At 61.0% G+C, this 14,612-nt stretch carries 10 protein-coding genes and 4 pseudogenes; 9 read left to right on the forward strand and 5 right to left on the reverse strand.

The window, feature by feature from the left end; all coding sequences use genetic code 11:
- Nucleotides 1-34 precede the first annotated feature (34 nt).
- Nucleotides 35-2,944: a Tn3 family transposase gene (locus tag ATN00_RS01025; protein ID WP_006961814.1), complete on the forward strand. Its 2,910-nt coding sequence runs from the start codon at nucleotides 35-37 to the stop codon at nucleotides 2,942-2,944.
- Nucleotides 2,945-2,984: 40 nt separating this feature from the next.
- Nucleotides 2,985-3,953 carry a recombinase family protein gene (locus ATN00_RS01030; protein WP_225870698.1) on the forward strand — a complete coding sequence of 323 codons (969 nt, stop codon included), beginning with the start codon at nucleotides 2,985-2,987 and terminating at the stop codon, nucleotides 3,951-3,953.
- A gap of 217 nt (nucleotides 3,954-4,170) precedes the next feature.
- On the opposite strand, the gene ATN00_RS01035 is transcribed toward ATN00_RS01030, so the two are convergent.
- The 4 genes and pseudogenes from ATN00_RS01035 to ATN00_RS22675 all read right to left on the reverse strand — a co-directional run bounded on the left by ATN00_RS01035 (nucleotide 4,171) and on the right by ATN00_RS22675 (nucleotide 6,666).
- Nucleotides 4,171-4,455, reverse strand: a complete 285-nt coding sequence (locus tag ATN00_RS01035; RefSeq protein ID WP_062061028.1) for a ribbon-helix-helix domain-containing protein — start codon at nucleotides 4,453-4,455, stop codon at nucleotides 4,171-4,173.
- On the reverse strand, nucleotides 4,455-5,090 hold the full coding sequence (locus tag ATN00_RS01040; protein ID WP_062061031.1) for a nucleotide-binding protein: 636 nt from the start codon (nucleotides 5,088-5,090) through the stop codon (nucleotides 4,455-4,457). The genes ATN00_RS01035 and ATN00_RS01040 overlap by 1 nt, the downstream gene beginning before the upstream one ends.
- A gap of 117 nt (nucleotides 5,091-5,207) precedes the next feature.
- Nucleotides 5,208-5,833, reverse strand: a pseudogene (locus tag ATN00_RS01045) (transcription elongation protein SprT).
- A gap of 75 nt (nucleotides 5,834-5,908) precedes the next feature.
- Nucleotides 5,909-6,666, reverse strand: a protein-coding gene (locus ATN00_RS22675; protein ID WP_156415188.1) for an IS5 family transposase whose coding sequence is annotated in 2 segments (ribosomal slippage) — nucleotides 5,909-6,333 and nucleotides 6,333-6,666 — 759 coding nt in all. Because the reading frame shifts where the segments join, the coding sequence is not laid out codon by codon here.
- Nucleotides 6,667-6,891: 225 nt separating this feature from the next.
- On the opposite strand from ATN00_RS22675, the gene ATN00_RS01060 reads away from it, so the two are divergent.
- The 5 genes and pseudogenes from ATN00_RS01060 to ATN00_RS23265 all read left to right on the forward strand — a co-directional run.
- Nucleotides 6,892-8,457, forward strand: a complete 1,566-nt coding sequence (locus tag ATN00_RS01060; RefSeq protein WP_420496688.1) for a glycosyltransferase family 2 protein — start codon at nucleotides 6,892-6,894, stop codon at nucleotides 8,455-8,457.
- Nucleotides 8,458-8,714: 257 nt separating this feature from the next.
- Complete coding sequence (locus ATN00_RS23855) at nucleotides 8,715-9,308, forward strand: DUF5672 family protein (RefSeq protein WP_265736659.1); 594 nt, start codon at nucleotides 8,715-8,717, stop codon at nucleotides 9,306-9,308.
- Nucleotides 9,309-9,314: 6 nt separating this feature from the next.
- Nucleotides 9,315-9,887 (forward strand): annotated as a pseudogene (locus ATN00_RS01070) (phytanoyl-CoA dioxygenase family protein); the annotation flags it as partial.
- A gap of 55 nt (nucleotides 9,888-9,942) precedes the next feature.
- Nucleotides 9,943-10,149 (forward strand): annotated as a pseudogene (locus ATN00_RS01075) (transposase); the annotation flags it as partial.
- 71 nt (nucleotides 10,150-10,220) lie between these two features.
- Nucleotides 10,221-10,370, forward strand: a pseudogene (locus tag ATN00_RS23265) (IS110 family transposase); the annotation flags it as partial.
- 28 nt (nucleotides 10,371-10,398) lie between these two features.
- Here the strand turns inward: ATN00_RS23265 and ATN00_RS01080 are convergent.
- Complete coding sequence (locus ATN00_RS01080) at nucleotides 10,399-13,290, reverse strand: Tn3 family transposase (RefSeq protein WP_016746447.1); 2,892 nt, start codon at nucleotides 13,288-13,290, stop codon at nucleotides 10,399-10,401.
- Nucleotides 13,291-13,415: 125 nt separating this feature from the next.
- On the opposite strand from ATN00_RS01080, the gene ATN00_RS01085 reads away from it, so the two are divergent.
- Together ATN00_RS01085 and ATN00_RS01090 are read left to right on the forward strand one after the other, a co-directional pair.
- The gene (locus ATN00_RS01085; protein WP_008832583.1) at nucleotides 13,416-14,036 is read left to right on the forward strand and encodes a recombinase family protein; all 621 of its coding nucleotides are present in this window, start codon (nucleotides 13,416-13,418) and stop codon (nucleotides 14,034-14,036) included.
- Nucleotides 14,033-14,563 (forward strand): GNAT family N-acetyltransferase, encoded by a 531-nt coding sequence (locus ATN00_RS01090; protein ID WP_062061046.1) that lies wholly within the window; start codon nucleotides 14,033-14,035, stop codon nucleotides 14,561-14,563. The genes ATN00_RS01085 and ATN00_RS01090 overlap by 4 nt, the downstream gene beginning before the upstream one ends.
- Nucleotides 14,564-14,612: the final 49 nt, after the last annotated feature.

A 14,612-nucleotide genomic window follows, 5' to 3' on the forward strand; every position in this document is an offset into this window, starting at 1 on the left:
GAACGACGTTCCGCTCCGATAAGGGAGCGGCGTTATGAGCCTTGGCGTTTCGAGTGGGGATCTGATCGGCTCCTGGAGCCTGAGTTTTTCGGACATCGCGTTCGTGACCGGCAAAGCGGAGACGGCACGACTGGGATTGGCGGTTCAGCTTAGATTTTTCGCCGGGCATGGCTTCTTTGTGCCGGATCATGCGTCGATACCCTCCGACGGTGTCTTGTATCTGGCGGAGCAACTTGGTCTCGATGCCAAATCCGTGAACCACTATGATTTTTCCGGGCGCACCGCCCGCCGGCATTGCGCGGAGATTTTGCGGCATCTCGGGTTCCGCCGTATGACGCAGACGGATCGCAGGGCGTTGTCGAGGTGGATTTCCGACGATCTTTGTGCGGGCGGGCAGCCGATCAATGCCATGCTCGAGCATGTTTTCCTGTGGTGCCGCGACCGCCGTATCTATGGGCCGTCGCGCAAGGAGCTGGAACGCCTCGTCCGTTCGCAACGACACCTCTATCTGGAGGCCCTGTTGGCCCGAGTCCGCGATCGGCTTGCGCCGGATGCGGTCGCCTTGCTGGAAGCCTCGCTCGCCGATCCCGATGGCCCGACCGGCTTCAACACGATGAAGGGGGATGCAGGTCAGGCGACGCTCGAAAACATTCTTGGCGTGACCGCCAAACTCGCCTTTATCCAACGGCTTGCTCTTCCCCGAGATTTCCTATCGGTCACGGGCAAGGCATGGGTCGATCAGATCGTTCGCCGGGTTGCCGGCGAGAAAGCCTCGGAGATGCGCCGGCATGTACCGGCGCGCCAGCTCGGGCTCTATGCCGTTTATCTGATGGCGCGGGAAGCTCAGCTTACGGATGCGATGGTCGACCTGCTGATCGAGACGGTCCATAAGATCGGATCGCGCTCGAAACGCAAGGTGGTGGGCGATATCGCGAAAGACATCGAGCGGGTCTATGGCAAGGAGCGACTCCTGGTCGAGATTGCCAGCGCTTCGATCGACGATCCATCCGGGCGCATCTGCGATGTCATTTTCCCAATCGCCGGCAAGGACAAACTGGCGGCGATCATCAAGGAAAGCCAGGCAAAGGGCGCCTTGGATCGGCGGATCTACAAGGTGATGCGGAGGTCATGGGCCAATCATTATCGCCGTATGCTGCCAAGCCTGCTTTCGGCACTGGAGTTCCGGTCGAACAACGCCGTGTGGCGTCCGGTGCTGGCGGCCCTGGACTGGATCAGAAGCAAAGTGGATGATGGATGCCGCTACGTGCCGCCGCACGCAGTGCCGGTCGACGAGGTCATTCCGGCGAGATGGCGCAGTTCCGTCATTGATGAAGAGGGGCGCGTAAACCGGATCAGTTATGAGCTTTGTGTCCTCGCGCAACTGCGCGATCGCATCCGTTCTAAGGAAATCTGGGTTGTCGGGGCGGACCGATACCGCAATCCCGATGACGATCTTCCCAAGGACTTCGATGCGCGGCGAGAAGCATATTACACAGGATTGAACCTGACGGCGGATGCGCGTGCATTTTCAAGCGCCATCCGGGAAGAGCTTGCTCAGGAACTGTTGCTCCTCAATGCCAATATTCCCCGGAACGACAAGGTTCGGCTGCTGTGGCGCGGCGAGAACCGTATATCTCTCACCCCGTTCAAACCCTTGCCCGAACCCAGGGGTCTCGCCTCGATCAAGACCGAGATCGGCCAACGCTGGCCGATGACCGGGCTGCTCGACGTACTGAAGGAGGCTGCCCTTGATACGGGACTTCTCGAAGCGTTCGAAACATCGGCCTCGCGTGTTGCACTGCCGAAAACCGCGCTGGATCAACGTCTCCTGCTATGCCTCTACGGCCTGGGAACGAATGCCGGGCTCAAGCGGATCGCCGGCGCCACCCCCGATGTCAGCTATGAAGAGCTGCTGCATGTCCATCGCCGCTTCGTTCATGCCGCGGCGCTCAAGGAGGCGTGTGCCAGGGTTGCGAATGCGACCCTGGCAATCCGCAATGCTGCAGTCTGGGGGGACGCCGGCACGGCCTGTGCGTCAGATTCCACAAAGTTCGGAGCCTGGGATCGCAACCTGATGACGGAATGGCATGCGCGTTATGGTGGACGGGGCGTCATGATCTACTGGCATGTCGAACGACGCGCGACATGCGTCTATTCCCAGCTCAAGCGCTGCTCTTCCTCCGAGGTCGCCTCCATGATCGAGGGCGTGCTGCGCCATTGCACCGACATGGAAATCCAGCGACAATATGTTGATAGTCATGGCCAAAGCGCGGTTGGCTTTGCATTTTGCCGGCTTCTCGGATTTGAGCTTGCACCCCGCCTGAAAGCGATCGCTCGCCAGAAGCTGGCTCTTCCCGATGTCGGCATGCGAACGCGGCTTCCCCACTTGCAGCCGATCCTCTCCAGTCCGATCAACTGGGATGAGATCGAGCAGCAATATGACGAGATGGTCAAATATGCAGCCGCGATGCAGACAAAAACCGCCGACCCGGAGGCGATCCTGCGCCGGTTTAGCCGCTCCGAGGTGATGCACCCGACCTACAAGGCGTTGAGTGAGCTGGGCCGCGCGGTCAAGACGATCTTCCTGTGCCGGTATCTGCGCGAGGAGTCCTTCCGCCGCGAAATTCATGAAGGCCTGAATGTCGTTGAAAACTGGAACAGTGCCAATGGGTTCGTTTTCTTCGGCAAGGGCGGCGAGATCGCCACTAACCGCATCGATGAGCAGCAGCTCTCGGTCCTGGCGCTACATTTGCTGCAAGCGTCGCTTGTCTATGTGAACACCCGAATGCTTCAGAGCGTGCTGGTGGAACCGAAATGGACGGGCCGGATGACGCCGGATGATTATCGCGGCCTCACACCGCTGATTTACAGCCACGTCAATCCTTATGGCCGCTTCGACCTCGATCTGAATAGCCGGATCGATTTTGGGCGGCTTGCTGCCTGACCGGGGCCTTTCCGCTCGCACCATTTGGGTGCACCCGAACGTGACGATCGGAAGTGACATATACGACATGTCACAAAAGGGTGGTTCCGTCACCAATGTTACTGTACGAGGGCAAAGCCACCCTAATGTGACGGATTTGCCCATGACCCGCGTCGGCTACGCCCGCGTCAGCACCATCGACCAGGATCTCGACATCCAGGTTGCCCGGTTGAAGGCAGCGGGCTGTGAAATCCTCCGCTCCGAAACAGGCTCGGGCGCATCGCGCACTGGACGCACGGAGCTTGAGACGATCATGCAGTTCCTGCGCGCCGATGACGAACTCGTCGTCCTGCGTCTCGATCGGCTCGGTCGCTCCACACGCGATGTTCTCAATCTGGTTCATGAACTCGACCAGAAGGGAGCCTCATTGCGGGTGCTTGAGCCGGAGGTGACGACGGCCGGAAGCATGGGGCGGATGGTGATCACCATTCTGGGCATGGTCGCGGACATGGAACTGACGTTCATCAAGGACCGGCAGCGCGCCGGGATCGAGGCGGCGCGCGCCGAAGGCGTCTACAAAGGCCGGAAGAAAAACATCGATGACGATGAAATCCGACGCCGGATCACCGCCGGCGCGAGCAAGGCCAGCGTCGCGCGCGACCTCAAGATCTCAAGAATGACCGTCTATCGGGCGCTTGACGTCATTCCTTCAAGGATCGGGCTGCCGGAAAAGCCGCCTTCTGTCACCATCGCCCTGCATCTGACCATCGAGAACTTCAACAAGCATGGTCGTGGCAGAAAGCCCGCTCGCGAGCGCATTGAGGCGATGCTGGAGCGGGATTACCAGATGCAAAAGACCGGGAACTGCGATTACACGCTGACCGTCGCCTATGATCAGGGTGCCGATGGCGTCAGCCTCGATGATGAGATCGCATCTCTCCAGACAGAGATGTTCAACATCGCAGAGAGCTACAGGTGCTCGATCGAGACCGATGTTTACGAGATTGGAGGACAAGAGCGAGCCTGGTAGATCGCCATGTTCAATCTTTGTTCTTCAACATGGCCAAAATCGCAGCTTCGGGCCGACTGGGCCAATCCAGAGCGGCATTTCCTCAAGTTCTGCCAGAGCTGGTTTGAAAAGCGCGGGCGGCCGTAATCCGGCCCTGCGCTGGCTCGTTTTGGAACGTCCCTGACGGCTATCCGTTCAAGCACCGGCTAGTATAGGCGTATACAGGTATGCACCTATACTAGCCGGTAATGCGCCCCCTCCCCTTCTTCACGAACAGGTCGTCCAGCGCCTCGCCTAGCAGGCTTTGGACGGTCGTCCCCTCCTCGGCCGCGATGATGCGAAGCTGCGTGCTGACCTCCGGGGGGAAGTGCCCGCCAATCAACTTGGTTCCCTGTCGGCCATTCGGGGCGGCCTTGCGGGACACGTCTGCCGGCTCGATCGCCGGCGCTGGGGCCGGTGCCGCGTCGCCGTCCGCCTTGGCGCGGTTCAACACCGCTTGCAGACTGTTTCCGCCCTTCGCCATCACGCCGCCTCTGCTTTATTGTATAGGCGTATAGTTGTATACTCGTATAGTCGCCGGATTTCGTCGGCCGCTGGGCCATGCGGCTCGAACTCCTGCACGGCCTGGCCTGCCGCTTGGGCGCGGAAAAAGGCTTTGCGGTTGCCGATCGTCACCGGGCAAACGGTCGCGCCAAGCTCCGCCACGGCCTGAATGGCGTCGGCCGTCTCCTGACCTTGCGGGGGCACGAAAGTAAGGACCACGGCAAAGGCGCGGTCGAGCTGGCGCACAACGTCGAGCGTGTGCGTCATGCTCATCGTGTCGAACACGGCCGTTTTGGTCGGGATCAGGATGAAGTCGGCATGGCGCGCCGCCTCATAGGCCACGTCGCGCGCGACCGCCGCCCCGTCGATCACGACAAGATCGGTGCCGGCGTCCGCGCAGGCTTTGAGCATGGCGGGCAGGCGCACCGGCTGAATAGACGCCACGGCGGGCGTGTCGAGCTGGCGCACGTCCTTCCAGAACGAAGCCGTCGCCTGCGGGTCCAGGTCGATGATCGCGGCGACCTTGCCCGCCTGCTCGGCCGCGACCGCCAGACAGGTCGCGAGCGTCGTTTTCCCGACGCCGCCTTTCTGTGAGAGAATGGCGAGAACCTTCATGCTACACTCCTACACGTATAGTCCTATACTTGTATACACACACTGGACGGGGAGGGGAAGCCTTATCGTCACTGAAATGACGATAGGGCACGCTGAATCTGAAATGACGAAAGCCCCTCAATCTTCCGGTTCGTCATCGTCCAGCGGCTCATGGCTCATCTGGCCGTGATCCTCGATCGGGCAGAGCGGCGCTCCGGCCTGCTCAAGCCATTTGCGCGCGGTCCCGACGGTATAGCCGCACTCCATGCACTCGCATTTGAGCATCCGGGCTTTCTGCTTCTTGGGCGCGGTCGTCTCGCCGCCCGTATCAAGCCGCGCATGGGGGAGGGGGCCGGCTGCGTCCAGTATCGGCGCGACGGCCGCTAGGAAGGCTTCGCCGGGAACGGTCGCCCGCATCTTCCCGACCAAGCCAAGGCCAAGCGCAACCCGTTTAAACGCCTTCCCATGCCCTGCCGGGATGCCAACCGCCGCGTGGACCAGTTCATGCGCGAGGATGGCCGCGATCTGCGCCGGCATGGCGTCGGGCGCTGCGCGAGGTCGGGCCTAATGAAGATTTCAAAATGCCCGTCCGCGCTCAGGCGGTTATCCCAGCACTCGCCGATCGCCTTGCCTTTACGGCCCGCGCTGGTGAAGCCGATCGCGACCCGCACGCGCGAGGGCAGGGGGGCATCCAGCGCCTCGAACAGCGGGGCCATGCCCGCCGCCACCCGGTTGAGCCAGCTTTCGCGATTGTCCTGCGTCATGCCTTCTACTCCCTTCAAATCGCCCTTCGGGGCGATGGCCTCTCGCCATCGCTCCCGAGGCTCAGGACTCACTGATCAGAGCCAGAAGAGCACGGTGGCCGCCAGTGCGAGTGCGGAGAAGTAGACGGTTGGGCAGCGGTCGTAGCGTGTTGCCACGCGGCGCCAGTCCTTCAGGCGGCCGAACATGATCTCGATGCGGTTACGCCGTTTGTACCGCCGCTTGTCGTATTTGACGGGCAGAGATCGGGATTTGCGGCCCGGAATGCACGGTTTGATGCCCTTTTGCTCCAGGGCATCTCTGAACCAGTCCGCGTCATAGCCGCGGTCGGCGAGCATCCACTTGGCCTTGGGCAAATCGTCGAGCAAGGCCGCTGCACCGGTGTAATCGCTGACCTGGCCGGCCGTGATGAAGAAGCTCAAAGGGCGGCCGTTGGCATCAGTCACGGCATGCAACTTCGTGTTCATGCCGCCCTTGGTCCGTCCGATCAGACGCCCGAGATCCCCTTTTTTACCCCAAGGCTGGACGCCGTGCGGTGGGTCTTGAGATAGGTCGCGTCGATCATGACGGTCTGCGGCTCGGCCCTCTGGGCGGACAGGCCTTCCATCATCCGAGTGAACACGCCCATTTCGCCCCACCGTTTCCAGCGGTTATACAATGTCTTGTGCGGCCCGTATTCTCTGGGCGCATCCCGCCAGCGCAGTCCGTTCCGGTTGACGAAGATGATCCCGCTTAGCACCCGTTGGTCGTCGACCCGTGGCTTGCCGTGGCTCTTGGGAAAATACGGCGACAGACGCGCCATTTGCTCGTCCGTCAGCCAATACAGGTCACTCATGCTCAGTCTCCTCGCGGAGCCTGAATCATATCGTTGCCTGCCAATCAATGGGTCCTGAGCCTAGCTATCTGGTATCCTTTCGGTCAAGGATATCATTATAGTAACATTGAATGGGCTGGGAATCGGGCGCTTTTCCTTTGTCGATTGCCTGCAGTCCGCTTAGTTGCAGGGGGCATGAAATCGGTTCAGACAAATCCATATTCCGCGAAACGTACAGGGTTGTGGTTGACCCTCGCTGTCCACTCCGATGCCTTTTGCTCATCCCCTCGCGCCTATCTCGAAGCCCTATGGTGGCGTCTTCGCCGGAAACGGCTGCGCTCCCGCAGCCAGTTCGCCCGTTTGCTGGGCCATTCTCGAAGGGCCTATGATCTGTGGTTGTTGCAGGAACATGCCACGCCGCCGACAGGGGAGGGCAGTGAAGCCATGCCGCTCATCATAGCTCTGGTCGATGGCAGGGCAGGGCAGCGGGGGTTGCAGGAAACGTTGAGCAGCCTAGCGGCCAACGGCATAGCAGCACTGCTGCTGGATGAAAATCATCTGTCCGCAGCGGCTGAAGTGGTCCGGCAAATCGATTGGACCAAGGGCCCCTGGCTAATGCCAATCGCTGCCGGAGACAGGATTGCACCCGGCACGGCAGCGGCCTACCGGACTGCGATTTCCGGGACGGAAGCCCATCTCATTTATGCCGATGACGATCTGCTGGACAAGGATCGGCGTTTTGCTCCGCATTTCAAGCCTGACTGGAACAGCGAGCTTTTCCGGCATTTCGACTATCTGTCAGGCGCCTGCATCCTGCGGGCGACAGGAGAGGAATTGGCGGCTCTGGCGTCGACGGAAGATTGGGGACGTGAACTTGTCCTGCGCGCGGTGGCGAAGGGCGCACCGCTCCACATCCGAAAGGTGCTGCATCACCGCCGGAAGCGCCCCAAACCGGAGGCGACCGCCGCCGCTCCTGTTCAGGCGCGGGATCTGCCCCCTGTCACCGTCATCGTGCCGACGCGCAACCGCGTGGACCTGCTGCAAACATGCCTTTGGGGCCTTGCCGCGACGGATTATCCCGACATTGAGGTAATTATCGTCGATAATGACAGCGACGATCCCGCGACGCTGGACTTTCTGAGCCAGCTCGATCCAGGGCGTTATCGCGTTCTGCGGCATGCAGGCCCGTTCAACTATTCAGCGATCAACAATCGCGCCGCCGCGGAAGCGCGAGGCCAGCTATTATGTCTGCTGAACAACGACATTGAGGTGATGGAGCCGAACTGGCTTGCCATCATGGCGGTCCAGGCCTTGCGCGATGATGTCGGGGCCGTAGGCGCGCGGCTTCTTTATCCAGATGGCCGTATTCAGCATGCTGGGGTCGTCATAGGCATGGGCGGAGCAGCGGGACATGCCCACCGCTTCCTCCATCCGAAGGAGGAGGGCTACTTCCAGCGCCATTCGCTGCCGCAATTTGCTTCTGCCGTCACCGCCGCCTGTCTGGTAGTAATGCGCGATCGTTTTCTGGCTGTTGGTGGCTTGGATGACCGTAACTTTTCAGTTGCCTTCAACGATGTGGACCTATGCTTGCGCTTGAACCAGCGGGGGTGGCAATCTCTTTACGAGCCGCGCGCGACGTTGATCCACCATGAATCGGTTTCGCGCGGTTTCGATCGCGATCCCATAGGAGCGGCACGATTTGCAGGGGAGTTAGCCGCGCTTCAGCAGTTGTGGAGTACGGAGGGGACAATCGACCCGTTCCATCATCCTGAGCTTAGCCGTGCCAGCGAACACTTCGTGATCAGGCTTTAGGGGGCATCATGATGGCCCTACACAAAATCCCATCCTCTGATCGCCTCGCTCTCCCGCAGGTGACTCTGTGCGCGGCGACATCGGTGAATGTGAAGGCGACGTTGCGAGCGTTGGAGGCCAGTGTAGCCCAAATAGATTTTGCCGCGTGCAAGCTGTTCACCGACGCGCCCCTTGAGCCGGAGAATCCCGCTATTTCCATCGTTCCGATCCCCCGGCTCGGTTGTTCTGCCGCCTATTCGGAATTTTTGTTGTCGCGGATGGTAGATCATGTCGACACATCCCACTGCCTTGTCGCGCAATGGGACGGCCATGTGCTCGATGCGTGGCGATGGCGACCAGAATTCCTTGATTATGACTATATCGGTGCGAGCTGGCCGCAGTTCGATGATGGACATGATGTCGGCAATGGCGGCTTTTCCCTGCGCAGCCGGCGGCTGATGGAGGCCTGTTGCGATCCCCAGTTTCGAGCGTCGCATCCCGAAGATATCGCCATAGGGCGGATTAATCGCACTTGGCTGGAGGGGAGGGGGATGCGTTTTGCCTCGCCCGCGCTTGCCGACCTGTTTGCGACCGAACGGACGGGTGATCTGCAAAGCAGCTTTGGCTATCATGGCGTATGGAACATGCCCCGCGCCCTCGGGGCTGAAGCTTTCTGGCAAATTTATCGTGAGCTTGATGACCGCGGCACGGTCAGGCACGATTTTTCGAGCATCCTGAAGGATGTAAGGCATGGCCCTGGCGGGCAGATCCGCATGATCCGGATGATTGCCGATCATATGAAACATCGCTTTGGTCGGACAAGAGGCGATACGTGCCTCACTTCCTCCCAATCGTCTGACAGAAAGGCCTGATGGGCTGTGTCCAATCTTTTTCCCGGTATGCCGCTGATCGAATCTCCCTTGTTTCCTTTGGGCAAGGCATCTCAAGGGCTGACTGCCGAGGAAGATCGGGTCGCCACCAGCCTTTACGAAAAAGGCTATGCCATATTCGACTTTCCCGATGCCGAGCTGGATGCCCGGATTGAACGGGTCCAGTGCAACCTGTCGCCGCGCTACGGGATCGATTTCGGCAACCCGCATGGCGACAAGACGACAGGGGAGCGCCGCATCCAGGATGCGTGGCTGTTCGATGAAGATGTCCGCGCCATCGCCGCAAACGAGGCCGTCCTGGATCTGCTCAGCAAGCTGTATGGACGCCGCGCCTTCCCCTTCCAGACGCTGAATTTTCCGGTTGGTACGCAACAAGAGGCCCATTCAGACTCGGTACATTTTTCAAGCCTGCCCGAACGGTTCATGTGCGGGGTATGGCTGGCAATGGAGGATATAGGGCCGGATGCAGGGCCGCTTTTTTATTACCCCGGCTCACACCGCTGGCCGATCATGACCAATGCGCTAATTGGTCGGCGCGGATACGGAAGTGATTTAGGCTCAGGACCCATTGATTGGCAGGCAACGATATGATTCAGGCTCCGCGAGGAGACTGAGCATGAGTGACCTGTATTGGCTGACGGACGAGCAAATGGCGCGTCTGTCGCCGTATTTTCCCAAGAGCCACGGCAAGCCACGGGTCGACGACCAACGGGTGCTAAGCGGGATCATCTTCGTCAACCGGAACGGACTGCGCTGGCGGGATGCGCCCAGAGAATACGGGCCGCACAAGACATTGTATAACCGCTGGAAACGGTGGGGCGATCTACCTCGCCGCAGCCGTCATCAACTCACGATGAATCCCCACAACCCCTAGAGTCGAAAGATTCAGTCACCAGCTATGTGGTCGACGCCGCTTCGATTGCTGTGTCGCGCCGGCATCGGCGAGCGAAGACCGACAGGATCGATGGAGAAACGCTGGTTCGTATCCTGATGGCGTGGATGCGCGGTGAGCCAAGGGTGTGCTCGATGATTCGCGTGCCAACAGGGGGCGTTTGCGGGAGGGGGCGGAATCCTACGCTAAGGATTTGGGCCAGCGATATTCCCCGGTTAGATTGATGTGTTCCCATCCCAACGGCGAGACGTGGGCGAGTAGATCAGGCGCGATATGGGTACCGCTGGCGGCCCGGGTATTGACGACCTCGCCGAGCTTCATGGTGTTCCAGAATATGATGATGGCGGCGAGCAGGTTCATTCCGGCGATGCGATAGTGCTGGCCTTCGCCGGATCGATCCCGGATTTCACCTCGGCGGTGGAAGCTGATGGCGCGCTTTAGGGCGTGGTGGGCCTCACCCTTGTTGAGGCCGATCTGAGCCTGGCGCTGGAGGCCGGCATCAAGAATCCAGTCGATCATGAACAGGGTTCGCTCGATGCGGCCCACCTCTCGCAATGCGAGGGCCAGCTCATTCTGGCGCGGGTAAGAGGCGAGCTTGCGAAGAATCTGGCTGGGGGCGACGATCCCCGCTGCGATCGTCGCCATGATGCGCAGGATGTCGGGCCAGTTGCGCTCGATGAGCGGTTCATTGATCTTACCTCCGACCAGCGCTCGCACATTGGCCGGCGTCGCGTTGGGCGTGAAGGCATAGAGTCTTTTCTGAGGGAGATCGCGGATACGGGGGGCGAACCTGTAGCCGAGCAAGGCGCAGGCGGCGAACACATGATCGGTGAAGCCGCCCGTGTCGGCAAAATGCTGGCGAACGCGGCGGCCCGCGTCATTCATGAGCAGCCCGTCCAGGATATAGGGAGCCTCGCTGACCGTTGCCGGGATCACCTGGGTTGCGAACGGCGCATATTGATCGGACACATGGCTGTATCCCTTGAGGCCCGGGACGTTGCCATATTTCGCGTTGATCAGATTCATCGCCTCGCCCTGCTCGGTAGCAAGGAAGAACTGCCCGTCGCTGGATGCCGATTGCCCTTGTCCCCAGAAGGCGGCCATGGGCAGGGCGGCGTGGGCCTCCACGATCATGGCGAGCGCCCGATCATAGGCGCTGCCTTCGACATGCCAGCGCGCGATCCGCAGCAATTCCCAGAAGCTGTGCGTGTTGGTCGCCGCCGCCATCTTGCGCAAACCGAGATTGACGCCTTCCGCCAGCAACACGTTCATCAGGCCGATCCGGTCGCTGCAGGGCGCGCCGGTGCGCAGATGCGTGAACGCCTCGGAAAATCCGGTTCGCTCATCGACTTCCAGCAACAGATCGGTGATCCTCGCGGGCGGGAGCTGTTGATAGAGATCGAGCACGAGATCCTCGGCCCCTTCGGGCGTGTCGGCCCTCAGCTTGTCGATGTGCAGCTTGCCGTTCTCGATGATGCCGCCTGGGATCGTGCCGGTTCGCGCCGCGCGGCCAAACTCCTTCAGCCGTGTATCCAGTCGAGCCCTGCGCTCGGCCAGCCATTCGCCGGGTCGCAGCGGCACGGCGAGCCGCGCGGTCTGCTCTATCGCCTGTGGCGGGACCAGAAGCTGCTTGAGGTCGCCATAGCGGCGCGATCCCGCCAACCATATGTCACCGGACCGGAAGGCGTCGCGGATGTGGAACAGCACCGCGATTTCCCAAAGCCGGTGGTCGCCGCTGGGCTCAGCGCGAAGATGACGATGCCATTTCGAGTTGGGACGTAGAAAATCCACCGGCGGATCGACCTTGATCCCGTTACGCAGCATCGCAACGGCCGCCAGAAGAGGCGTGGCGATCGGCGCCGCCTGCATGTCGAGCAGGCGCAGCATCCTGGGCGCGTAGAGGCGGAAACGGTGATAGCCGTCCAGCACACGGCTGAGCGGGTCGGCCGCGAGCACGTTGGTCAGCGCGGAGGCCGTGGCGACAAGGGTTCTGAACCGTTCCCAGCCAGGCCCGGTGGCGATTATCCCGTCCAGGGCCGTGCCATCGTCCTGCGCTCCAAGCAAAGCACCACCGATTTCGGCAAAGGACTTCAGCGTGTCCCGAACGGCCGCCTTTTCGTCGGCGATCCTGGTGTTGCAAAGGCGTTCGGAGGCCCGATAGAGACGGCCTACGATGCGATCGTGGGTCTCCACGATGACATCGGCCAGCGATGACCGCCATTCCAGGGTGCAGACAGCGAGGATCGCAAGCCGCCTGTCTTCGGGCAGATCACGCATGCCGTCGGCGTAATAGCGCTCGCCCTGCCGGCGAAGCCGGGTCACACGATGCGCCGGCACGCCGTCCAGCAAATCCGCCGGAAGATCGAACCTTTGAAGATATTCCAGTCGATCCATCAGCCGGTTAGCGGCTGCTGAATTTGCGCCAACCTCGAACTGTCGCAGCCATACGAAGCGCGTGACGCGACCATCCACCGTATCCTCCAACAGGTGAGCCAAATTCTCGCTCAGGGTTGGCGTGATGCGATGGGCGATAAGATCCTCGATCCGGCGCTCGGCCTCAACCAGCGCATCGGCGCAAAGGCGCTCGATCGTCGAGGAGCCGGGAAGGATCGTGCGGGTGCGGCGACACTCCGCAACGAAGCGACGGGCAAGATCCTCATTCGATGTCGCCGCCTCGGCTTCCCGAGCGATCCATTCGCGCAAATCCCGTGCGCCCCGCCCCGAAAAGGAGCGATAGCCGTAGATTCGGCGAAGGTCCGCCAGATGCTCGTGCCGGGTCTCCTCGCGCGCGGCATAGAGGAGTAGATCGTCGCTGGTCAGGCCGAGCTGGGCCGCGATGAAATCCGATACCTGCGCCGGGATCAACTCGCCAGGAGCGAGCACCCGGCCCGGGTAGCGCAGGACGCACAGTTGCAGCGCGAAGCCAAAACGATTGTGGGCGCGCCGGCGCTGGCGGATATGCCCGAGATCCTCATCGCTGAGGGTATAGTGCCGCAGCAGCTCACCTTGATCGACCGGCAAGTGAAGCAGCGCCTCGCGCTGTCGATCGGTCAGGGTCACGCGACGCGGCATACATGCTCCTTATTCTTTCCGAGCTACGGTTTGAGATAGCTTGATTGAGATGCTGGTTAAGATACACAATAGCCCAATCTTATGTGCTCATGTTCGTCACCGCCTCAAACCTTCGTTTGTGATCCATGCTGATCGGCTACGCCCGCGTGTCCAAAGCCGACGGCTCGCAGTCGCTCGACCTGCAGCACGATGCCCTTCGCGCTGCCGGTGTCGAGCCAGGCAATATCTATGATGATCGTGCATCCGGTAGCCGTGATGATCGCCCCGGTCTTGCCGCCTGCCTGAAATCGTTGCGCGACGGCGATGTCCTCATCGTTTGGAAGCTCGACCGGCTCGGCCGAACGCTCACCCACCTGGTCAGCACGGTGCAGAATCTGTCGGATCGCGGTATCGGTCTGCGGGTGCTCACCGGCAAGGGCGCGCAGATCGACACCACGACGCCATCGGGCCGGATGGTGTTCGGCATTTTTGCCACACTGGCGGAGTTTGAGCGGGATATGATCCGCGAGCGCACCATGGCTGGCCTGGCCGCTGCCCGCGCGCGGGGACGCAAGGGTGGCCGCAAGTTCGCCCTCTCCAAGGCCCAGGTGCGGCTCGCTCAGGCTGCTATGGCCCAACGCGACACGTCCGTTTCCGACCTCTGCAAGGAACTCGGGATCGAGCGCGTCACTCTCTACCGCTATGTCGGTCCCAACGGGGAACTCCGGGATTACGGTCAGCGCGTGCTTGCTGCCAAAACGCGATGATGATGACGGGAGCCCCGATCAAACTTACCCAAGCGGACGCCGCAGACGCTGCAGACCTGTACAACCGTTGCAGCGACTATTTCCTGTTGCAGGACGGGGCCGCGCCCACGCTGGACGATGCTCGCGAGCTTTTCTCCGATGTGCCGCCCGAAAAGAGCGCCCACAATCAAGCTGTCCTGGGATGGAAGGGGCCTGGCGGCCTATATGCAATCGCGGCCATCCTCCGCGATTATCCGCGTGATGGCACATGGTATCTCGGCTTCATGATCGTAGATGCCGCACAGCGTGGTCGTGGCGTCGGACGCTCAATTTACTCGACGGTCGAAAGCTGGGCCGCTGCGAGAGGTGCCACAGAGATTCGGTTGGCCGTGCTGGAAGCGAATGAAGCGGCAGAGCGATTTTGGCGTTCTCTCGGCTTCATTGAGTATCGGCGCGTTGGGCCAGACACCTTCAAAATGCGTAGCCATCGCCGGATAGAACTGAGCCGTCGCCTTTCTGGCGCGACCGTAGAAGGCAGCAACAAGTAAGATCTCGCGCCGGCTATCTGGGCGAGCTTGGCGTAGGATTCCGCCCCCT

The sequence above is a fragment of the Sphingobium baderi genome (genome assembly GCF_001456115.1).
Lineage (GTDB): Bacteria > Pseudomonadota > Alphaproteobacteria > Sphingomonadales > Sphingomonadaceae > Sphingobium > Sphingobium baderi_A.